The organism is Pseudomonas lutea, from assembly GCF_000759445.1.
Lineage (GTDB): Bacteria > Pseudomonadota > Gammaproteobacteria > Pseudomonadales > Pseudomonadaceae > Aquipseudomonas > Aquipseudomonas lutea.
In genome coordinates this window covers 2370579-2392066 of the sequence record NZ_JRMB01000001.1, presented here as the reverse complement: position 1 = coordinate 2392066, position 21488 = coordinate 2370579, and the positions used below count along the sequence as shown (strand labels likewise).

Here is a 21488-nt window from a genome sequence, read left to right as displayed (position 1 = left end):
ACATTTCCCAAGCCAGACGCCAAACCTGTAGGAGCCGGCTTGCTGGCGAACGCGGTATCTCAGCCCAAATCCAAGGCCCAGACACACCGCCTTCGCGGGCAAGCGCGCTCCTACACCGGTTCGGTGTCAGCCGACATTTCCGGGTGAATCCCAAATTTGCGTCAGCCGACATTTCCAAGTCAGACCTAAATCTGTATCCGCCGACATTTCCCAAGCCAGACGCCAAACCTGTAGGAGCCGGCTTGCTGGCGAACCCGGTGTCTCAGTCCAAACCCACGGCACAGACACACCGCCTTCGCGGGCAAGCGCGCTCCTACACCGGTTCGGTGTCAGCCGACATTTCCGGGTGAACCCCAAATCTGCGTCAGCCGACATTTCCAAGTCAGACCTAAATCTGTATCCGCCGACATTTCCCAAGCCAGACGCCAAACCTGTAGGAGCCGGCTTGCTGGCGAACCCGGTATCTCTGCCCAAATCCATGGCACAGACACACCGCCTTCGCAGGCAAGCGCATTCCTGCAAGTAGACCTTCGCTGAACCGGGGACTTGCCGTCACTCCACCCGCGTTTCGCCGCTGAACACCAGGAGTCCGCGGCAGCGTTTGCACAGATAGCGCCGACCTTTGCGCACGAGTTTGTGGCGCTGGGGGGTGAAAGGGAAATCGCTGTCCGGGCATGGGCAGCGGTAGATGTAACGCGTCACGCTGCGGCGCTGGATTTCATAGGTATGGCAGCGGTTCGGCGGCAGCTCGTAAACGCCGCGCATGATCAGCTGCCATTCCTCGCCGTGGGGCTGGATGGTGTCGCCGAACAGTTGATGCGCGACCAGGTGCGCGACTTCATGCGGGACGGTCTGACGCAGGAAATCCTCGCTGTTCTCCAGGAACAGCTGCGGATTGAAGCGCAGCATGTTCTCGTGCAAGTGCGCCACGCCAGCTTTTTGGCCGCGCAACTTGACGCTCACGACCGGGCGTTTGAAAGGGCGTTTGAAAAAGTCTTCGGCTTGTTGATAGCAGGATTCGACGCGGGTATTGAGTGTTTCGAGCATGCTTCATCGGTCTCCAGAGACCGCAAGTATGCCGCAAGGCCGGGCATTTCCGAAAACCCGCGCGCCGAATGGTGTGCTGAAAGTCGCCACCCGCGAGCCACCCGCTAATTCACGTATTCAGGCCCCATCCCCACACCCCACAAGACCACGGTAAAGGCCAGGATCGCCATCAGCACGACCAGTCCCACCGCCAGCACCGAGCTTGAAAACATAAAGCCTTCTTCCGGATGCACGCCCATGTAAACGGGCAGGCCCACGTACAGCAGGTACATGGTGTAGGAAACCGCCGCAAGCCCGACCATCATCCCCAGCCACATGTGCGGATACAGCGCGGCCAGCCCGCCGATGAACAGCGGCGTTGCCGTGTAGGTCGCAAAGGCAACGCAGCGCGCCAGGCTGGGAAACGCATCATAGGTGCGCGCCATCCAGTGCACGAACCCGCCCATGACGCCGACCCCGACCAGCATGGCGATGTACGACATCAACGCCATCCACCCGGCGCTTTCTGCGGTGACCACCACCGGAGCCCGGTCGCCTATGACCCAGCCGACCTGCGTGGTGCCAATGTACGCAGACACTGCCGGGATAGCCGCCAGGATCAACGTGTGGGTGAGATACAGGTGGCCGATGCTTTCCTCACCCTCGCCACGTATCTCCTGCCATTCCTGGTCGGGGTGGGTGAAGAGGCCCAGAACGTGATGAATCATGGTCGAAACTCCCGTGATGTGGCGCCGCTCCGTGTGGAGCGTCTGCCCGATCAACTGCCGTCGGTAAGAGGTCATCTCGCGCGAAGGATGATGGCCCTTTAAAGCAGTATAGAAACCACGGCAGGGGGCAAACCCTGTTGCTTAGAGTGATTGCGCCGTTTATACCGGCTGCTAATCGCGATTGGCGATCAACAGGGCTTGGCAGAAGGCATATCAAGGGCACGCCGGCTGGACCAACAGCCATTACCCGATTCGGGGTTTATGCGTAAAATGCCGACCCTTTCTTATCGTCTCTTCACCTCACAGCAAGCGGAAAACAGCGCCATGGGCACCCTTTCAGTCAACCAGAACAAACTGCAGAAGCGCCTGCGCCGGCTCGCGGGCGAAGCGGTGGCCGATTACACCATGATTGAAGAGGGCGACAAGGTGATGGTCTGCCTGTCCGGCGGCAAGGACAGCTACACCCTGCTTGATGTGCTGCTGCACATGCAGAAGGTAGCGCCGATCAAGTTCGACATTGTCGCGGTGAACATGGACCAGAAGCAGCCGGGTTTCCCCGAGCACGTACTGCCGGCTTATCTGGAGCAGTTGGGCGTTGAGTACCACATCGTCGAGAAAGACACGTACTCGGTGGTCAAGGAGTTGATTCCCGAAGGCAAGACCACGTGCTCACTGTGCTCTCGCCTGCGTCGCGGCACGCTGTATACCTTTGCCGATGAGATCGGCGCGACCAAAATGGCCCTGGGTCACCACCGTGACGACATCGTCGAGACCTTCTTCCTGAACATGTTTTTCCAGGGCAGCCTTAAGGCCATGCCCCCCAAGCTGCGCGCCGACGATGGCCGCAACGTGGTGATTCGGCCGCTGGCGTACTGCGCCGAAAAAGACATTCAGGCGTATTCGGACCTCAAGCAGTTCCCGATCATCCCGTGCAACCTGTGCGGTTCGCAGGAGAACCTTCAGCGTCAGGTGGTCAAGGACATGCTCCAGGAATGGGACCGCAAAACCCCGGGCCGGTCTGACATGATCTTCCGCAGCCTGCAGAACGTGCATCCCTCGCAACTGGCCGACCGCAACCTGTTCGACTTCAACCGCCTGCGCATCGACGAAACCGCCGCGTCTCGGTTTATGAATGTGGTGAATGTGTAAGGCGTGATGCAGGCTGAACCCGTGCAACCGCCTTCCCGGCTAAAGCCGGTCCCACTGAGTGTGCGTCGATCAATGGAATCGGTTAGCAGATCCCACTGAACGCCTGGACAGTGGGACCGGCTTCAGCCGGGAAGAGGCCGGTTCAATCACCCTCGATCTGCATCGGAACACGCAGACTCGCTCACCCGGAAACCGCGTGCATCACAAACCCACCTCCGGCAAGACCGGCTTGTTCGCCAACGCCGTCTTCATCAACTTTTCTACGTATTCCCGATCACTGTCCGGCAGCGGGAGGCGAGGTGGGCGGGTGAGGGCGCTGCCGCGCTCCATGATCGCTTCGCACAGCTTGATGCACTGCACCAGGTCCGGACGCGCGTCCAGGTGCAGCAGCGGCATGAACCACTCATACAGCGCCATCGCCTCGGCGAAGCGGCCGGCCTTGGCCAGACGGAACAGCGTCTCGCCCTCTTTCGGAAAGGCGTTGGACATCCCTGACACCCAGCCCACCGCGCCGACCGCCACGCTCTCCACCAACACGTCGTCCAGCCCCGCGAACAGCACGAAACGGTCACTGACTTCATTGCGCACATCGATGAACCGGTTGGTGTTGCCCGACGAGTCCTTGAAACAGACGATGGTGTCGCAGTCCGCCAGGGAGATGAGAATGTCCGGCGTCACGTCGTTTTTGTAAATCGGCGGGTTGTTGTAGACCATCATCGGCAGGTCGGTGGCGGCGGCCACGGTGCGAAAGTGCGTGGCAGTCTCGAACGGCTTGGCTGAATAGACCAGTGCCGGCATCAGCATGATTCCGTCGGCTCCGGCTTTCTGCACGTCCTTGGCCACGGAGCAGGCGTTGGCGCTGGTGAACTCGGCGATGCCCGAAATCACCGGCACTCGACCACCTGACGCGTCTTTGGCCGCTTCCACCAAACTGATTTTTTCGGCCACGCTCAGCGAAGTGTTTTCACCAACCGTGCCGCAAATCACCAGCCCTGAAACGCCGTCGCGCACCAGGTTGGAAATGACCTTGTGGGTTGCCTCCAGGTTGAGCGAAAAATCATCGTTGAATTGGGTAGTAACGGCAGGGAAGACCCCGCTCCAGGATACGGACTGGCTCATGATTGACTCCTGTTGGGCTAAAGGTATTTCGTATACGTTCTGTTTCGGGCAAACCACGCCCGATGATTTGGCGTTTCACTGGTACTTCACAATGTTCCCCATGCCTGTAGCGGCGCAGTCCCTGTAGGAGTGAGCTTGCTCGCGAAGGCGGTATGTCTGTGATGCACAGGCTGACCGGAACAATGCATTCGCGGGCAAGCGCGCTCCTACAGGGCGTTGTGTTTATTCCGTGACATTGATGTAGCCTTCACAGCTTCAACCCCACCGGCCAGGTATCACTCAATTTGTACCCTTCCGGCCATGGGTCGCTGGGGTCGAGCATGTGTTGGTGTGTCCCGGTGATCCATGCGCGGCCCGACAGGCTAGGGATGATCGCCTTGCGTCCGGCGACCTCGGTTTCGCTCTGGATCTTGCAGTGGAACTCGGAGCCTATGATTGATCGCCCGATAAACCGGTCGCCGACGTTCAGCTGGCCTTTGGCATGCAGCACCGCGAGCCGAGCCGAACACCCGGTGCCGCAGGGCGAGCGGTCGATCTTGCCGGGGCGGATCACCACCGCATTGGCCGCATTCGCCACGCCGCCTTCATGGTTGACGGGCGCCGCGATCTGACAAAACGAAATGTGGTTCCAGTCCCGGTTCAGCGGATGGCTGAAACCCAATTGTTCGTTCGCGGCTTTGGTGATTTTCAGGCCGGTGTCCACCAGATCCTTCGCCTCATCAGCGGTCAGGGCGAACCCCAGCTTCACCGAGTCGACGATGGCAAAGCTGTCCCCGCCATAGGCGGTGTCGACCTGAATCGAACCCAGCCCTGGCACCTCGATCCATACGTCCAGTTGATCGGCAAAGGAGGGGTGGTTGTGCACCTCAACGCTTTGCACCTTGCCGTCGCGGCATTGGGCTATCGCCTCGATCAGGCCGCCGGGCGCTTCCAGAATCAGGCGGGTTTCCGGCTCGGTCATCGGCAAGATGCCGCTGTCCAGCAGCACCGTCGCCACGCACAGTGAATTGGAACCGGACATGGGCGGCACGTCCGCCGGCTCCATGATGATCCAGCCCATCTGCGCCTTCGGGTGCTTGGGCGGCACCAGCAGATTGACGTGACGAAACACGCCGCCGCGCGGCTCGTTCAGCATGAAATTGCGCAGCACGTTGTCCTGCTCGATCCAGCGTGATTGCTCCCAGATCGTCTCCCCGGGGGGCGGCGCAACCCCGCCAACAATCACATCGCCCACTTCGCCTTCGGCGTGACAACTGACCACATGAATCACTTTCGATGAGCGCATACCTTAAAGCCCTCCTGTCGGACACGGGTTGAACTGACGAAGAAGATCAACCTGCAGGAGCCGGCTTGCTGGCGAACGCGTGTTGTCATTCACCGCCGTGGTGGCTGAACGGACCGGTTCGCCAGCAAGCCGGCTCCTACGGGTGTGCTGTGTCAAACACCACAACATTGACTGGCCTCCTGCTGAATCCATTGGATTCGATTGAGCCGGTGAGCTAAACCAATCAGGCCGGTTCGACTCGATCCGTAGGAGCCGGCTTGCTGGCGAACGCGTGTTGTCATTCACCGCCGTGGTGGCTGAACGGACCGGTTCGCCAGCAAGCCGGCTCCTACGGGTGTGTTGTGTCAAACACCACAACATTGACTGGCCTCCTGCTGAATCAGTTGAGTTCGATTGAGCCGTTGGATCCATTGGATTCGATTGAACCGGTGAGCTCAACGAATCAGGCCGGCCCGACTCGATCCGTAGGAGCCGGCTTGCTGGCGAACGCGTGCTGTCATTCATCGCCGTGGTGGCTGAACGGACCGGTTCGCCAGCAAGCCGGCTCCTACGGGTGTGTTGTGTCAAACACCACAACATTGACTGGCCTCCTGCTGAATCAGTTGAGTTCGATTGAGCCGTTGGATCCATTGGATTCGATTGAACCGGTGAGCTCAACCAATCAGGCCGGTTCGACTCGATCCGTAGGCGCCGGCTTGCTGGCGAACGTGTGTTGTCATTCACCGCCGCGGTGGCTGAACGGACCGGTTCGCCAGCAAGCCGGCTCCTACGGGTGTGTTGTGTCAAACATCCCGACATCGATTGACCTGCTGCTGAATCCGTTGCATTCGATTGAGCCGGTGAGCTAAACCAATCAGGCCCGTTCGACTCGATCCGTAGGAGCCGGCTTGCTGGCGAACGCGTGGTGTCATTCACCGCCGTGGTGGCTGAACGGACCGGTTCGCCAGCAAGCCGGCTCCTACGGGTGCGTTGTGTCACACACCACGACATTGATGGCCTCCTACAGACGTGTTGTGCCGTACTCCACAACATTGATGGCTTCCTACAGGCGTGTTGTGTCAAACATCCCGACATCGGTTGACCTCACCGCATAATCGATCAATTGATCGACCGCAAAAAATCTGCCGTTTCCGGCCGCTGCGGATTGCCGATCACCTGATCCGGCGTGCCGATCTCGTGCACCAGGCCGTTGCGGAAAAACGCCACGCGGTCCGACACGTCGCGGGCGAAACGGATTTCGTGGGTCACCAGAATCATCGTCATGCCGTCTTCGGCCAGCATGCGCATGGTGTCGAGCACCTCGCCCACCAATTGCGGATCGAGGGCGGACGTCGCTTCGTCAAACAGCATGTAATCCGGCGACATCGCCAGCGCCCGGGCGATCGCCATGCGCTGTTGCTGCCCGCCCGAGAGCTTGCCGGGAAACACCTTGAGCTTGTCGCCCAGCCCCACGTGGGTCAGCTGCCTGACCGCCAGCGCTTCGGCTTCGGCCTTGCTTTTGCCCAGCACGGTGCGCGGCGCCAGCATCACGTTTTCCAGCACCGTCAAATGGGGAAAAGCGTTCCACTGCTGAAAAACGATACCGATCTTCTGCCGCAGCTTGTTGATGTCCGTGCCCCTGGCGTGCACCTCCGTGCCATCAACGCGAATGCTGCCGCTTTTGATTGATTCCAGCCCGTTGATGCACATCAGCAGCGTCGACTTGCCCGAGCCCGATCCGCCGATGATGGAAACCACTTCGCCCTTGTTCACCTGCAGGCTCACGCCCTTGATGACTTCGAGCTCACCGAATGACTTGTGAACGTTGTCGATCTCAATCATTTTCCTGCCACCTCGTTTCCAGCCGGGCGCCCAGACGCGCGACCACCAGACTCATGACGTAATAAATCAGCCCGGCGATGCACAGCACCAGCAACGGTTCCTGAATGCGCGTGACGATGGTCTGCGAGGCACGCAGCAGCTCGACAATGCCGATCCACATCACCAGCGCGGTGTCTTTCATTACCCCGAGCAGCAGATTGATCCAGCCGGGAAAAGCGACACGAGTGGCCATCGGCATGACGATCTGGCGCAAGTCCTGCCAGTACGTCAGGCCCAGCGAGCGGCTGGCGCGGCGCAGGCTGAGCGGCACCGACAGCACGCCGCTGCGCACGATCTCCGTGCAGTAAGCGGTGACGTACAGGCCGAGCACCACGCAAGCCACGGTAAACGCACTCCAGTTCAAACCGGCGATGCTTTTCAGTGCGTTGAACAACACAAACTGAATCAGCAACGGCACGCTGCGAAACACGTCCAGCACCCAGGCCAGCGGAATCGTGCTGCGCGGTAACAAAGCCCGCGCCATGCCACAGACCACCCCGGCGACCGTGCCGATGAGCATCGACACCACAGTGAGCAAAATCGTGACCCAGGCGCCCTGCAGCATGAATTGCAGGTCGTTCCAGGTGAACGTACTGTCGAACATGCCCCTCTCCTCAGTACCGGAACAAGCGCCAGGACAGCAGCCGTGCGACGACCACGATCAGCTTGGCGATCAGGTAATACAGCACCGCCGCAATGGCGAAGAATTCAAAGGTGCGGAAGGTTTTGACGTTGTAGTCCTGGGTCACACCGGTGAGGTCATTGTTCAGCCCGACGATCACCCCCATCGACGTCATCAGGACGGCCCAGACCATCTGGTTGGTCAGCGGATAGAAGACGATGCGCAGCAGCTGTGGAATGACGATCAACCGGTAGGCCTGCGGCGCGCTCATGCCCAGCGAGCGGGCAGCGCGCAATTGCGTGTCGGGCACCGCCTTCAGGCCGCCGCGAAAATTCTCCGCCAGATAGCCCGCGTTGTTGATGGTGATGCCCGCCAGCAACGCCGCCCAGGAACTGATGTGCAAGCCGAACGAGCCGAGGCCGAAATACAGGATGTACACCTGAAACAACGACGGCGTGTTGCGCGCGATGGAAATCCAGGTCGCGGCGAACCCGCGGAACAAACGGTTTTTGCCTTGACGCATGAACACCAGAAACAGCGCGATGGTCACCCCGAGGATCATCGACAGTGCTGCGGTTTCGAACGTTACCCATGCGCCATTGAGCATGTCGGGCAGGGCCTTGAACGCCGCGCGCCAATGGAAGTTGTAATCAAACATGGGCGCTGTCCTCCGCGTGTGCGGCGCCGCGCAGCCACTCCGGCAAACGGCCGCTGGCCAGCCCCGTGCAGGCGCTTTCGACGCACTCGACCAGGCTGGCGAAATGCACCCGACGGCCCACCAGCCCCGGGGCGTAATGCGCGTATTTGCCGGAGTTGGTCATCAGCGTGCGCGCCGTTGGCGGAATGACTGGCTCACCCAGCATGCACCAGCAGGTGTCGGTGACGAACTGCACGCCGAAGCGTTCCAGCGTGGCGACATAGCCGGCCTGTTGCGCGCGGTCCAGCGTGGCACGGCCGCAGGTCACCACGATCGCCACCGCGTTGTGCTTACGCTGAACGCCGCACAGGTGCGCCAGCGTCGCGCATTCGCTCAGGGAAAAATGCGGGTTGCCGAGGGTGATGACATCGACGTCGGACGTTTGCGCGCTGTTCAGTTCGCGCCAGCTTTGCAGCAGGTCCGCCGCACTGATGCGCAGGGTTTTGTCCGGCGCATGCCCGCCGAGGGCCAACTCTGCGGTGGTCGCTTCGGGCGTCACGCCGGCCATGTGAAACATTGGCGCAGCAGAGGTGGTGGCGAAGGCCGCGCCGAAGGCCTTGAGGTCATCCAGCGTCGGTCCCTTGTGCTCCAGACCGCAGATCACCGGAATCGCGGCGCCGCACATCAGCCCTACGTGATAGCCGAGCAACGGGTAGAAGCTGTCGTCCAGGCCGTCCAGTTCAGGCACGTCGATGCGCAGCGTCGCCAGCCGTTGTTGCGTCAGGTGGCACCCGATTTTCGGCGCGCGGCCGGTGAGGGCGATGCAGATGTCGAGGTAGTCCGGGTATTTCAACGTACGCGCGCCGATCACGCTGTTGGCATACACCACGGCGTTGGATTCGGCCCAGACGATTTGCTCGCCCAGCTCGGGTGCGCTGTCGAGCAGGTACGGCGCGCAAGTGAAGCTGACCCGCGCGCCCATGTCCATGTAGGCATCGCCCAATTGGCTGGCCGGCTCGCCGAGGGCCGGATCGATGCCGAGTTCGCGCCAGCGGCGCTTGTCCACCGAGATCGAATTAAGGGTGGTGGGGACGCGAACCTTGGCGCCCCATTCCACCAGTTGACGGGCGAAGCGCAGGCTGGCTGGCCCGGTGTAGATGCAACCGTCGATGTGCGCCTGGGTGATGTCCAGCAACTCGGTGGCGCCTTGCAGTTCAGCCATGCGCAGGATGATGCCCATCGCCACCTGCGCGGCTTTGCCATAGGCGCCGTCGAGCAGGCCCTGATCGGTTTCGCTCAGGCTGATCTTGCTGACGGCGTTGATGGCGGGTCGGTTTTCTGGCCGCCGTTCAAGGGCTGGGGGAGGGCTGTTGAAGCCGGTCACGCGATCGGCCTCGACCCGTACGAAAGCGACGCCACGCAGCGCCGCGAATCCTGCTTCGCCCAGGCTGATGACCGGGATCGAGTGCCCAAACATTTGCTCGGCCACCAGCACGCCCAGGGTCAGGATGTCTTCGACGCGCTCGAACACCAGGGCAGCCGGCGCATGGCCGTTGAGAATCAGCTCAAGCAACACGCTGCTGCCGGTACAGGAGCCGCGCCCGCTGGGGATGGCCAACACGCGGCCGCTGATGAATTGCCCGCTGAGCGGATGGTGACGGTCGATAACTTCGCCGGTGAACGGCTCGACCCCGCCCCAGAAGCTCAGGCCCACGTCGGCATACAGCAACGCGCCCTGAGCACTGCCGGCGACGAGACACCGCCCGTTTAACGAAACTTCAGACATCGTGGGCTCCTGAGTGAGTGAATCGGTTGCGGGTGACGTCAATGATCGTTCCCACGCGGAGCGTGGTAACGCCGCCTGCAACGCTCCGCGTTGTGGTTCTGACGCAGAGCGTCAGGAGATGCATGCCCACGCGGAGCGTTGAAACGATCATCGGGCTGATTGCATCGCACCTGTAGGAGCGCGCTTGCCCGCGAAAGCCATTTGTCTGTGTGCTCATTGGCAGCTGACCCACCGCGTTCGCCAGCAAGCCGGCTCCTACAGGTTTTGCGTTCGGCGGGGTAGCGGCGCTGGTGATCGTTCCCGCGCTTGCGGGGTAACGATCTGGCCAGGCCTCGGCGCCACGAATCAGTAGTAAACCCCCGGCACGGTGAGGTCGACCGGCTTGCCCGTTACCCACTTTTCATACAGCTCGGCGTAACGGCCTGACCGCACTTGCTGGTTCACGAACAGGTTCAGGTAGTGAATCAACCCGTACTCGTTGCGCTTCGCTGCAAGGGAAACGTAGTCGATGGTGTAGGGCGCGTTGCCGGCGATTTTCAGGCCTTTGTATTTGCCTGATTTGATCGTCGCAGCGGCGACGGTGTTGGTGACCACGGACGCTTTGATGTGGCCCTGGGCAACCGCGAGAATGGTGTCGTTCTGGGTCTGGTACGCGCGGAAACTGCCGCTGCCCCATTTTTTCTGGTCCTTCTCCAGCGCGATGGCTTCGAAGGTGCCGCTGGTGTTGCCGACGTCCTTGCCTTTGAGGTCGTCGTAGCTGTTGATGCCTGCGTCTTCGCGGGTCAGCACGACCATCTGGAACGCGAAATACGGAATGGTCATGCCGACCGTTTTGGCCCGTTCCAGTGTGTCCGAGGTCGAGGCCACGATCACGTCGGCACGACCCGAGACCAGCGCAGGGATGCGGTCCGGGAACGGGGTTTCGACCACTTCGGCCGTCACGCCGAGCACCTTCGCCAGGTCGTTGCAGTAATCCACATCGAACCCGACCGGGTTGTTTTTATCATCGCGCGAGCCCATGGGCGGGAAGTCCAGCGTCACCGCGCAGCGCAGTTTGCCGGAGTCGATGATGTCATCGAGCTTGTCGGCCTGCGCAGTGTTGAGGATCGATGAGGTCATGACGGCGAGAAGAGCAACGGCGACAGCTTGGTTTTTCATAAAAGCCTCGTGCGTGCAGATGAGAAACGGCCGGTTAGGTAATTTCGTATACGATATTTGATATGCATGCAGCGTGCCCGTTTTGTGGGGCCGTCGTGCAGGGCTCTGGATCAGCGCGTTGGCCGGGGAGGGCGTCTTTCGAGCGAGGTGATGGGTGTTACATAAAGGAGCAGGAATGCGCGGTGTGCTTCATAGGTGCACGTTGATGTAAGGCGAAAGGGTGGGGATATCGCCCCGCACGGCAAGTATTCAACGGATTGCGATCACCTGTGGGACCGGCTTCAGCCGGGAATGCGTCAGTGGTCACACTGCAAGTACTTAGGCGTCCACACTGGCCCCTACCCGGCTAAAGCCGGTCCCGCAAAAAAAAATAGGTGATCATCGAAATGAATGGCAGGAATTCAGACGCTCTTTCGCGTCTCCCGATACTCGCTCGGTGACGCGCCGGTCAAGGCCTTAAACTGGCGGCTGAACGCGCTGTGATCGGTGTAACCGCAGCGCAGGGCGACTTCCGTGATCGACAGGTCTTCCTGCAACAGCCGCGACGCTTCGCCCAGCCGCGCCTTGTGGATCATCTGCCGTGGCGTGAGTTGAAAAATGCGTTTGCAGTGCCGCTCCAGCTGCGCGATCGAGAGCCCGGCGATGGCGGTCAGTTGCTGCAGGGTGATGGGGCGGGCGAAGTGTTCGCGGATGTAGCGGTCGACCTCCACCAGCTTTTGATAGGCCGGCTGGGTCGTTTGCGGCGTTTGCAGATCCCGTGAAATACCCGCCAGCCCGATGATCACGCCGTCATGGTCGCGCAGGGCGATTTTGTGGGTCAGGCACCAGATCGGCTGGTTGCCGTAATACAAGTGCAGCTCCAGCTGATCGCTCAATTGCCTACCATCGGCCAGCACGCGACGATCCTGCGCGGTGTACAGCGGCCCGAAGCGCGCGGGAAATACCTCTTCGGCGGTCAGGCCTACAATCTGATTCTTTGCCTTGTAGCCGCAGCGCTGCACCAGCGTTTGATTGACCAGCGCATAGCGCGCCCGGGCGTCCTTGACGAAGAACACGACGCCGGGAATCGCATCGAACAGCGGCGCGACCTGCGCCAGGCTCGCGAGCAGTTGGTCCAGGTCGTGCAGCGGCGTGGCGGGGAGGAGGTCGATCATGTTCACGGGTGGGGCAGCCGGACTGGAAGATAAAGCCGATCATGCGACATCTGCCATGCGCCGCCTAGTCGAGGGGGCCCGATTCTCCAGTTGCCGCGGGGACTGTGGGAGTGAGCTTGCTCGCGAATACGTGGGTGCAACCGCTGAATATCCTGCGTCTGCAACGCCGCCTTCGCGAGCAAGCTCACTCCTACAGTTGCGGTGAACTGGCCGAGATAAATTCAGACGATGACACCCTCAAATCCCGCGCCGGGCGCAATGCCACTGTAGGAGCAATCGGAGGTTACGACGGTCGCGAAGGCGGCGGGTCTGTCACCGCAGCTTCCCCCTGCGAACGAACAGGTCGAGGTATCAAAAGAGCCTGTCCCTCATGAGCGAGAAGTAGCCTGGGTGTTGCCCCCGCCATCCTTTACTCTGGGTTCCCCCTAAACCACGTCACCCTCATCCAGGCAGGCCAGCGTTGAAATCCGCGCGGGGCTGAAGGGTGGGCGCAGCTGTGGCGGGTCCCAGCCGAACAAGGTCTGCGCAGCGGTCGAGCAGACGCGCCCCTGACAAGCGCCCATCCCGCAACGGGTGGCGAGCTTGGCATGGCTCCAGTTGCCGTGCTCGACGAGGTCGGCGTGGCGCACATCCTCGCAGCGGCACACGACAGTATCCGGCTGCGCCAGCGTTCTCAGTGCCGGGTCAAGGCTGAAGGCTGTGTTCAAGCGATCTGCAAAACCCTGCCAGCGACGCCGTTCCGCCCACATTTTTCGCGCCTCGTCGCGTGCGCCGATGGCCGCCAGCCCGGCGATGCGCCCTTCAACCAACGCCAGTTCGCCGCCGCCGAAACCGGTGCACTCACCCGCAGCATAATGATCGGCGACGCTGCTGGCCTGCCAGTCATCCACCACCACGGCCTGATCCCGCACGGCGCAGCCCAAGGCACTGGCGATCTCGACGTTGGGCACCAGACCGAAACCGCAGGCCAGACGCTCGCAGGCGAGTTCTTCTACCTTGTCACCCACCTTGACCCGCACAGCCTCAAGGCGATCCCTTCCCAATGCCGCCAGCACGTGGGCCGAGGTTCGGTAGACGGCGCTGCCCAGCGTGATGGCCTGTATGGCCTTGTTCGGCCAGCGCCACAACCCGGCGGCGAATCCTGCGACGGCGGCCAAAGGGGCCTGTTCGGCGATGCGCACTACCTGCGCGCCGTGTTTCTGCGCGGTAGCGGACGACGCCAGCAGCAGCGGGCCACTGCCGGCAATGACGACGCGTTCGTCGGCGACCGGCAAACCGCCTTTGATCAGCGCCTGCAGCCCGCCCGCGCCGGTGACGCCCGGCAGCGTCCAGCCGGGGAAGGGCAGCAGGCGTTCGCGCGCGCCCGTGCACAGAATCAGCGTGTCGTAACCCAGCACCCAGCCGCGCTCGGCGTCTTCCAGCAGCAAGCGCTTCGGCCCCGCCAGAGCGATCACCTTGCAGCCGCTGTGTACGCGCACATTGTCCAGTTGTTGTAACTGCGCGCGCATGTCCCGGGCCTGTTGAGGCACGTGCGCCTGAGGGCCGTCACGCCAGATCTGCCCGCCCGGCAGCGGGTTGTCATCGAGCACGGCAATGTTGAGCCCGCGAGGCGCCGCCGCCAATGCAGCGGCCATTCCGGCGGGGCCTGCGCCGATGATCAGCAGATCGACATGCTCGGTCATGGTCGCGTCTCGACCTGCATGCCGTCGCGGCACAGCGTCTGGCAGGCCAGCCGGCGCATACCATCGATGTTCACTCGGCATTCCTGACAAATCCCCATCCCGCACAGCGGGGCGCGACGCTGCCCGCTGACCGACGTGCGACTGCAGCGGTCGCCGCTGGACATCAACGCGGCCGCCACCGTGGTGCCCGGGACAAAGCGATGCGGCAGACCATCAATGCTCAACTCAGGCATGGGTGTGGGCTCCGATAAATCGTTGGGGCAAATACGGTTGCAGGTCGAGAGGCGGTTGAGTACGCAGCATTTGCGCTGCCAGCAAATGCGCGGTGCCTGGCGCGGTGGTCACGCCGAGCCCTTCATGCCCGACCGCCAGCCACAGCCCGGGCTGATGCGGGTGTTCGCCAATCAACGGCTGGCCGTCGGGGCTGGCAGAACGAAAGCCGGTCCAGCTGCGAATCCCGTTCATCTCGCCCAGGCCAGGAAGAAAGTCCATGGCCCGGCGCAGCATCCGCCCGAGCATGGTCGCGTCAATGTCCGGGTTATGGTTGTCGAACTGCCGCGATGAGCCGATGAACAGCTGGCCGGTCGGGCGCTGCTGCACGTTGAACGCGACCGAGGGGCCATTGCCCTTGTGCGCGCTGGTGACATAGCCCAGCTCTACCAGCGTGTGGGCGATCTGCGCCGGGTAACGGTCGGTGATCAGCAGGTGACCTTTCTTCGCCTGCAGCGGTAAATCCGGGCACAGCTCGCGGGCATAAATGCCGCTGGCCAGCACCACCGCCGGGGCTTGCAGCCATTCGCCGCTGGCCAGTCGTACGCGGTTGCCCTGTAACTCGACCGCTTCGGCCTGACGCCGGGTAATCCGCCGGCCCTGGCGTTGCAACAGCCAGCGCGCAGCATTGGGCGCGTAGAGAATGCCGTCGCCGCTGACCTTCAAGGCGCCCAACAGGCCGGGGCGCAAGGACGGCTCGGCGCGGGCCAGCTCGGCACCGGTCAGCAGCTGGCAGCTCAGACCGTAGGCACTTAACGCCACCTGCTTGCGCTCGGCTTCGGCCATTTCTTCTTCGTTGCAGGCCAGCCACATCGTGCCATTGGTGCGCATCGCGCAGTCCTCCGGCATCTGCGCTGCCAGCTCGCGCCAAGCCCGGACCGAGTATTCGCCCAGCGCCAGCTCGGCCTCACTGTGGTCGAGCACTACCAGGTGGCCCATGCCGGCAGCGGTTGCGGCGGGGCGCTGACAATCCAGCACCAGCACATGCAGTCCGCGTGACGCCAGTTCATCGGCGCAGGCCGCACCGATGATCCCGCCGCCGATGATGATCACATCCGCGGCGTCGCCTTTGAGCGCAGGGCTGTCGGTCACGCGCGGATGCCCCAGGCGAACGGGTCTTCGTCATCCAGCAACAGGGTCGCTTCGGCGCTGATGTAGGCGCGGCCTCGGATGGTTGGCACGATCCGATCCCCGACCTGACGCTCGCCGTGCAGCCAGACGAAACTGCCTTCGAACTGACTGCCGATGACGCTGGCCTGCTGCCAGAGCGTGCCGGGCTCGAGTTTGCCGTCGGCGGCCAGGCAGGCCAGTTTGGCGCTGGTGCCGGTGCCGCAGGGCGAGCGGTCGTAGGCTTTGCCGGGGCACAGCACGAAATTGCGGCTGTCGGCGTGATCGTCGTCGGCAAACAGCTCGATGTGGTCGATGATGCCGCCGTCTTCTCCCCGGATACCTTGGCTTTCCAGCGCCTGGCGGACTTTCCAGGTGTAGTCGGTGAGGGCATCGAGATTATGGGCGGCGACGCTGAGGCCATGGTCGGCGATCAGGAAAAACCAGTTGCCACCCCAGGCGATGTCGCCGGTGACACTGCCGAGACCGGGCACTTCGACGACGAAATGCTTGCGATAGCGGTAGGAGGGGACGTTGTCGACGCTGACCGAGCGGTCCTCATGCAGAGTGGCCTGGACGGTGCCGACCGGGGTTTCGATGCGATGGACGCCGGGGCCGATTTTGCCCAGGTGGGCCAGCGACACCACCAGGCCAATGGTGCCGTGGCCGCACATGCCGAGGTAGCCGGTGTTGTTGAAAAAGATCACGCCAGCACAGGCTTCAGGGTCGACCGGCTCACACAGCAGCGCGCCGACCAGCACGTCACTGCCGCGCGGCTCGAGCACCGTGGCGGCGCGCCAGTCATCGAATTCGTCGGCAAGGCGCTGACGCCGTTCAGCCATGCTGCCTCGGCCGAGGTCGGGAAAACCATCCAGCACCAGACGCGTCGGTTCACCGCCAGTGTGGGAGTCAAGGATCTGGATGCGTTTCATGTATTCCCCTGGTAGGTCTGGCCTGCGCCGGAACGACGTTGGTTGTGTCTCTGCAAAATTCAGGTTGTTGCCGCTGGCCTCTTCCCGGCTAAAGCCGGTCCCACGTAGAGCACTGCGTACATCTTGGGAGCTGGCAGCACCGTGAGGTAGGACCGGCTTCAGCCGGGAAGGCATTGGCCGTCACGCTGCAAAATTCAGGCTGTTGCCGCTGGCGTCTTCCCGGCTGAAGCCGGTCCCACTTAAACCACTGCGTACATCCCGGGAGCTGGCAGCGCCGTGTGGTAGGACCGGCTTCAGCCGGGAAGGCATTGGCCGTCGCGCTGCAAAATTCAGGTTGTTGCCGCTGGCCTCTTCCCGGCTGAAGCCGGTCCCACTTAAAGCAGTGCGTACATCCCGGGAGCTGGCAGCGCCGTGTGGTAGGACCGGCTTCAGCCGGGAAGGCATTGGCCGTCACGCTGCAAAATTCAGGCTGTTGCCGCTGGCGTCTTCCCGGCTAAAGCCGGTCCCACGTAGAGCACTGCGTACATCTTGGGAGCTGGCAGCGCCGTGAGGTAGGGCTTCAGCCGGGAAGGCATTGGCCGTCACGCTGCAAAATTCAGGTTGTTGCCGCTGGCGTCTTCCCGGCTAAAGCCGGTCCCACTTAGAGCACTGCGTACCTCTCTGGTCCCACGTAGAGCACTGCGTACCTATCCGCTGCCACGTAGAGCAGCGCGCTGCGTTTCGATTCCGATCAGAGTGCCGCGAAGCAGGCCCGGGGTCTTGACCGATTTCGCCCGTCACGATGACGAAATCGGCACAGCGGCTGACCGCTCAGATTTCGCTGAGGACTGCGTGGGGGAGGTGGGCGTATAGCGTTCGGCAGACACCGATGATGTGGTGCTCGATCAATTCGGCGGCCTTGTCGACATCACGATCGGCACAGGCCTTGAGGATCTCGCGGTGTTCCTGATCGGCGCGTTCTTTGCCCTCGTCAAAGCTCATCTGCACGCGCAGGTAGCGTTCGACCTTGTCGTGGATCGAACGAATCATGTTCAGCAAAAACGGCCGTTGCGCCGCCTCGTACAGGCAGGTGTGGAACGCCCAGTTCAGCTCTGCCCAGCGCCCGATGTCGTCGTCGCTCATGAACTCATCGCAAATCGCCTGAGCCCGATCAAGCTGGGCGGCGGTCATTCTTGGCACTGCAAGGCGTATGGCCTGGACCTCCAGCAGCACCCGCACTTCGAAAATCTGCGCCAGCTCCGGCTCGGAAATCCGCGTGACCACGGCGCCCTTGTTGCGCTGGAATTGCACCAGTCCTTCGGCCTCCAGGCGCTTCAGGGCTTCACGGACCGGAATCTTGCTCACGTTGAACACCCGGGCAATGTCGTCCTGGCGAATCGGCTCGTCCTCGGCGAATTGCCCCGAGATGATCGACTCGCGCAGGTATTTGGAGATCACCTCGGACGCGGAGGGCGCGACGCCGAGGTTGGGGGCGTCAGAAAGAAGAAAAGGCACGCGAATGACTCGGCAGGAACGGATGGCGAATATTGTATACGACCGCCGATTTGTTACGCGCTGTGTCTTTTTGCTCTGCCGGGAAAGCGATCAGTGGTTGGCGGTGTAAGACAGCATCATCGACAGCTGGCTCATCGGCCTGCCGCTCTCGGCGTGCCACTGGTTGAACGCCGTCTGCACCGCTGCCTGATCGCGCTGACTGCTCGGCACGCGGTCGACGATTTTCTGGGCGTTGAGCGCAGCCACCACGTCATGGCTGGGGATGAAGGTGTCCTTGCCGACCATGCGCAGGAAACGGGGCGCCGACAGCCCGCCCATCTGGTTGCCGTGCTTGAACAGATAGCGCCACAGCCCGACGATGTCGGTCACTGGCCAGTCGGCGATGAAATTGCCGAAGCTGCCGTGTTCATGGGCGATGTCGAGGATCAATTGCGCGTTGCGCGGCACGCTCTTGAGCTTGCCCAGGTGGCGGATGATCCGCGCGTCCTGCATCAGGCGTTCCAGATGGTCGCCGCCCATCAGCGTGACTTTTTCCGGGTCGAAGCCGAAGAAGACCTGCTCGAAGGCCGGCCATTTGGCGTCCACCAGGCTGTGTTTGAGGCCGGCACGAAATACCCGTAGCGCCATGGTCGACAGGTAGCGGTCGTCAGTCAGGGCCTTGAGTTTCTTCGGCGTGGCAGGGGTGGGCAGATGCGCCTCAAGGGCGGCGGCGGAACCAAAGCGGTTGAGACAGTATTCATTCAGCCATTTGTAGTCTTGCATGCCCTCTCCAAAACAAAATTCATGTGCGCGATCGCTGCTCAAAACCGGTTACGAATGTTGACGCCGTTCCCTTGCAGGGGCGCGCTGGGTCTGGGCCGCAGCCAAGAATCGTCGTATCAGTCGATAACGACGTCTCGGACAGGTCGCTGCGGCTCAGCCCCGGTGCGCGTTCACAAAGCTGTGCATTCGACCCGGTTTGAGCAAGGGGTTCCCACAATCGAGCGCGAGCACTGCCTGCGGTTGTTAGCCCTTGGCGGGATCCAGCAGCAGCGCGGTTTTCGCCAGACGCTGGCCCAGTGCGCGGCACAGCGCGGTTTCGTGCTCATCCAGCGCGCGCTTGCCGTCGGCCCCTGCGTGATGGCTCGCGCCATAAGGCGTGCCGCCGCCACGGGTTTCGACCAATGCCGCTTCGCTGTACGGCAGGCCGCTGATCAGCATGCCGTGGTGCAGCAGCGGCAGCAGCATCGACAGCAACGTGGTTTCCTGGCCGCCGTGCAAGCTGGCGGTGGAGGTGAACACGCTGGCAGGTTTGCCCACCAGCGCGCCGGTCAGCCACAGGTTACTGGTGCCGTCGAGGAAGTACTTCAAGGGCGCGGCCATGTTGCCAAAGCGGGTCGGGCTGCCCAGCGCCAGGCCGGCGCAGTTTTTCAGATCGTCCAGCGTGGCGTACAAGGCGCCGGTCTCCGGAATGCTCGGGGCCACCGCTTCGCAGTCGGTGGACACGGCCGGAACGGTGCGCAACCGCGCCTCCATCCCGCCCATCTCGATACCGCGGGCGATCTGCCGGGCCATCTCGCCCGTCGCGCCGTTGCGGCTGTAAAACAAAACCAGAATATAAGGCGCACTCACGGCAGGATCTCCAGGATGTTTTCCGGCGGGCGGCCAATCACGGCCTTGTCGCCAACGACGAAAATCGGGCGTTCGATCAACTTGGGTTGCGCCGCCATCGCAGCGATCAGTTGTTCTTCGCTGAGGCCGGTGTCGGCCAGATTGAGGGTTTTGTACTCCTCCTCACCGGTGCGCATCAGTGCACGCGCGCCAATGCCGAGCTTGCTCAGCAGGTCGCGCAATTGCGCCGCGTCGGGAGGGGTTTCCAGGTAACGGATGAGGGTCGGCGTCAGGCCGCGGGCTTCGAGCAATTCCAGCGCGCCACGGGATTTGCTGCAACGCGGGTTGTGGTAGAGCGTCAGTTCGGTCATTTGCAGGTCGCATCTTGCCTGAGGTGGCGGCTATTCTACCTTCGTCACGGCAATGACCGGTATCAGGCGGTGAACGATGCACAACCGACACCGCGAAGAGCCGGAATAAACAGCACGCAGAAGGAAACGGCATCATGGCAAGGCGATTGGCAGCGGTAGCAGCGCTGGTGGGAAGTCTGTTGCTCAGCGGCTGCGGCGTGGACCTGGGCACGGACCAGAACGGCCAGAAAGTGGCCAGCAACCGCATCGACAAGCACTGGCTGGTGGTCAATTACTGGGCCGAATGGTGCGGTCCGTGCCGGACAGAAATCCCCGAGCTGAACCGGCTGTCCGAGCAATTGAAAGATCAGAACGTCAGCGTCTTCGGTGTCAATTTCGACAACCTGCAAGGTGAAGACCTCAAGAGCGCCAGCAAGGCACTCGGCATCACATTCACTGTGCTGGCCCAAGACCCCGCCGAGCATTACGACCTCCCCAAAAGCGGAGCCCTCCCGGTGACCTACATCATCGACGACAAGGGCAAGGTGCGCGAGCAACTGATGGGCGAGCAGACGGCAGCGGGCGTCATGCAGAAACTGACGGAGTTGAAGGGCAGGGGGTGAGGCGGTATTGCTGCGGGACTGCCATTGTTGCAGCCTCGTCCTTTATTTTCGAACGGGGTGAGGCATGGACTGGAGTGACATGCGGGTGTTTCTGGCGATTGCCCGCAGCGGCTCGCTGGGTGGCGCCGCCCGGCAGTTGGGGGTCAGTCACCCGACGGTGGGGCGACGCCTGCAAGTGCTTGAGCAAACCAGCGGGCAGCCGTTTTTTCTGCGCACTGCCCAAGGGCTGGTACTCACCGACAGCGGCGAGAAGATTCTCAGTCTGGCGCAGGACATGGAACACAGCGCCCTGGCCATCGAACGTCGTCTGGCAGGGCATGGCGATCAGCCGGAAGGGCTGTTGCGCATCTCCTCAGCGGACTGGTTCGCCTGCCACGTGCTGTCGCCGGTCCTCAGCGAACTGGTACGGCGGTATCCGCTGATCGTTCCTGAGGTCATCGCCGGGCATCGGTTGTTTGACCTTGCCCGCCGGGACGCCGACATTGCCTTCCGGATCGTCCCTTTTACCGAACCTGACATCGTCCATCGCAAGCTGACCACATTGCCCTACGGACTTTACGCCGCGCTGCATGCCCCGGCGCCGAATACTGACGGCGAGGGCCTGGGCCTGATTCTCATGAATGTCGCCCAGGCTCACTACCCTGACGTGCAATGGCTGCAGCAGCGTTATCCGCTCGCACGCACCGTGTTCACCAGCAGTAGCCGAACGGTTCAGGCGCGAATGTGTGCGAAAGGTCTGGGCGTCGCCGTCTTGCCCCGGGTGCTGGGCGACTCGGAGCCGGGGCTGCGACGGTTGGATGAGGACGAGCCGCCACCGGGACGAGACATCTGGATGGGCTATCACCAGGACATGCGCCAGATGGATCGGTTGCGTGCGCTGGCCGACCTTGCCTCAAGCATGATCGGCGCAGGGTAG

At 62.2% G+C, this 21488-nt stretch carries 21 protein-coding genes; 3 read left to right on the top strand and 18 right to left on the bottom strand.

Annotation, left to right across the window (positions count from 1 at the left end):
• Positions 1-552: 552 nt before the first annotated feature.
• Both LT42_RS10255 and LT42_RS10250 read right to left on the bottom strand, forming a co-directional pair.
• On the bottom strand, positions 553-1047 hold the full coding sequence (locus tag LT42_RS10255; RefSeq protein WP_037012098.1) for a SprT family zinc-dependent metalloprotease: 495 nt from the start codon (positions 1045-1047) through the stop codon (positions 553-555).
• 104 nt (positions 1048-1151) lie between these two features.
• Positions 1152-1754 carry a Yip1 family protein gene (locus tag LT42_RS10250; RefSeq protein WP_037012096.1) on the bottom strand — a complete coding sequence of 201 codons (603 nt, stop codon included), beginning with the start codon at positions 1752-1754 and terminating at the stop codon, positions 1152-1154.
• Between the two features lie 270 nt (positions 1755-2024).
• Here LT42_RS10250 and ttcA point away from each other — a divergent pair, with 270 nt between their 5' ends.
• Positions 2025-2903 carry a tRNA 2-thiocytidine(32) synthetase TtcA gene (gene ttcA, locus LT42_RS10245; RefSeq protein ID WP_081955378.1) on the top strand — a complete coding sequence of 293 codons (879 nt, stop codon included), beginning with the start codon at positions 2025-2027 and terminating at the stop codon, positions 2901-2903.
• A 201-nt stretch (positions 2904-3104) separates the two neighbouring features.
• On the opposite strand, the gene LT42_RS10240 is transcribed toward ttcA, so the two are convergent.
• The 16 genes from LT42_RS10240 to arsC form a co-directional block, all read right to left on the bottom strand.
• A complete protein-coding gene (locus tag LT42_RS10240; protein WP_037012094.1) occupies positions 3105-4022 on the bottom strand; it encodes a dihydrodipicolinate synthase family protein in 918 nt (305 codons plus the stop codon).
• A gap of 247 nt (positions 4023-4269) precedes the next feature.
• Complete coding sequence (locus LT42_RS10235) at positions 4270-5307, bottom strand: trans-3-hydroxy-L-proline dehydratase (RefSeq protein WP_037012092.1); 1038 nt, start codon at positions 5305-5307, stop codon at positions 4270-4272.
• Positions 5308-6405: 1098 nt separating this feature from the next.
• Positions 6406-7128 (bottom strand): amino acid ABC transporter ATP-binding protein, encoded by a 723-nt coding sequence (locus LT42_RS10225; protein WP_037012088.1) that lies wholly within the window; start codon positions 7126-7128, stop codon positions 6406-6408.
• Positions 7121-7771 carry an amino acid ABC transporter permease gene (locus tag LT42_RS10220; protein ID WP_037012086.1) on the bottom strand — a complete coding sequence of 217 codons (651 nt, stop codon included), beginning with the start codon at positions 7769-7771 and terminating at the stop codon, positions 7121-7123. Before LT42_RS10220 ends, LT42_RS10225 begins: the two co-directional genes overlap by 8 nt.
• A 10-nt stretch (positions 7772-7781) precedes the next feature.
• Positions 7782-8447, bottom strand: coding sequence for an amino acid ABC transporter permease (locus LT42_RS10215; RefSeq protein WP_037012083.1), 666 nt, complete (start codon positions 8445-8447; stop codon positions 7782-7784).
• Positions 8440-10212 (bottom strand): cis-3-hydroxy-L-proline dehydratase, encoded by a 1773-nt coding sequence (lhpI, locus tag LT42_RS10210; protein ID WP_037012080.1) that lies wholly within the window; start codon positions 10210-10212, stop codon positions 8440-8442. The genes LT42_RS10215 and lhpI overlap by 8 nt, the downstream gene beginning before the upstream one ends.
• 345 nt (positions 10213-10557) lie before the next feature.
• Positions 10558-11370 (bottom strand): ABC transporter substrate-binding protein, encoded by an 813-nt coding sequence (locus tag LT42_RS10205; protein WP_037012079.1) that lies wholly within the window; start codon positions 11368-11370, stop codon positions 10558-10560.
• Positions 11371-11771: 401 nt separating this feature from the next.
• Positions 11772-12524: an AraC family transcriptional regulator gene (locus LT42_RS10200; RefSeq protein ID WP_037013214.1), complete on the bottom strand. Its 753-nt coding sequence runs from the start codon at positions 12522-12524 to the stop codon at positions 11772-11774.
• A 425-nt stretch (positions 12525-12949) separates the two neighbouring features.
• A complete protein-coding gene (locus tag LT42_RS10195; RefSeq protein ID WP_037012077.1) occupies positions 12950-14206 on the bottom strand; it encodes an NAD(P)/FAD-dependent oxidoreductase in 1257 nt (418 codons plus the stop codon).
• Positions 14203-14439 carry a (2Fe-2S)-binding protein gene (locus LT42_RS10190; RefSeq protein WP_037012076.1) on the bottom strand — a complete coding sequence of 79 codons (237 nt, stop codon included), beginning with the start codon at positions 14437-14439 and terminating at the stop codon, positions 14203-14205. The genes LT42_RS10195 and LT42_RS10190 overlap by 4 nt, the downstream gene beginning before the upstream one ends.
• The gene (locus LT42_RS10185) at positions 14432-15568 is read right to left on the bottom strand and encodes an NAD(P)/FAD-dependent oxidoreductase (protein ID WP_037012075.1); all 1137 of its coding nucleotides are present in this window, start codon (positions 15566-15568) and stop codon (positions 14432-14434) included. The genes LT42_RS10190 and LT42_RS10185 overlap by 8 nt, the downstream gene beginning before the upstream one ends.
• A complete protein-coding gene (locus LT42_RS10180; RefSeq protein WP_037012074.1) occupies positions 15565-16515 on the bottom strand; it encodes a 4-hydroxyproline epimerase in 951 nt (316 codons plus the stop codon). The genes LT42_RS10185 and LT42_RS10180 overlap by 4 nt, the downstream gene beginning before the upstream one ends.
• An 810-nt stretch (positions 16516-17325) precedes the next feature.
• A complete protein-coding gene (locus tag LT42_RS10175) occupies positions 17326-18009 on the bottom strand; it encodes a GntR family transcriptional regulator (protein WP_037012073.1) in 684 nt (227 codons plus the stop codon).
• 90 nt (positions 18010-18099) lie between these two features.
• A complete protein-coding gene (locus tag LT42_RS10170; protein WP_037012071.1) occupies positions 18100-18771 on the bottom strand; it encodes a DNA-3-methyladenine glycosylase I in 672 nt (223 codons plus the stop codon).
• Between the two features lie 243 nt (positions 18772-19014).
• Complete coding sequence (gene wrbA, locus LT42_RS10165; RefSeq protein ID WP_037012069.1) at positions 19015-19620, bottom strand: NAD(P)H:quinone oxidoreductase; 606 nt, start codon at positions 19618-19620, stop codon at positions 19015-19017.
• Positions 19617-19970: an arsenate reductase (glutaredoxin) gene (gene arsC / locus LT42_RS10160; protein ID WP_037012067.1), complete on the bottom strand. Its 354-nt coding sequence runs from the start codon at positions 19968-19970 to the stop codon at positions 19617-19619. Before arsC ends, wrbA begins: the two co-directional genes overlap by 4 nt.
• Positions 19971-20104: 134 nt before the next feature.
• Between arsC and LT42_RS10155 the strand changes: the two genes are divergently transcribed.
• Both LT42_RS10155 and LT42_RS10150 read left to right on the top strand, forming a co-directional pair.
• On the top strand, positions 20105-20572 hold the full coding sequence (locus LT42_RS10155; protein WP_037012066.1) for a TlpA disulfide reductase family protein: 468 nt from the start codon (positions 20105-20107) through the stop codon (positions 20570-20572).
• A gap of 64 nt (positions 20573-20636) precedes the next feature.
• Complete coding sequence (locus LT42_RS10150) at positions 20637-21488, top strand: LysR family transcriptional regulator (RefSeq protein ID WP_037012065.1); 852 nt, start codon at positions 20637-20639, stop codon at positions 21486-21488.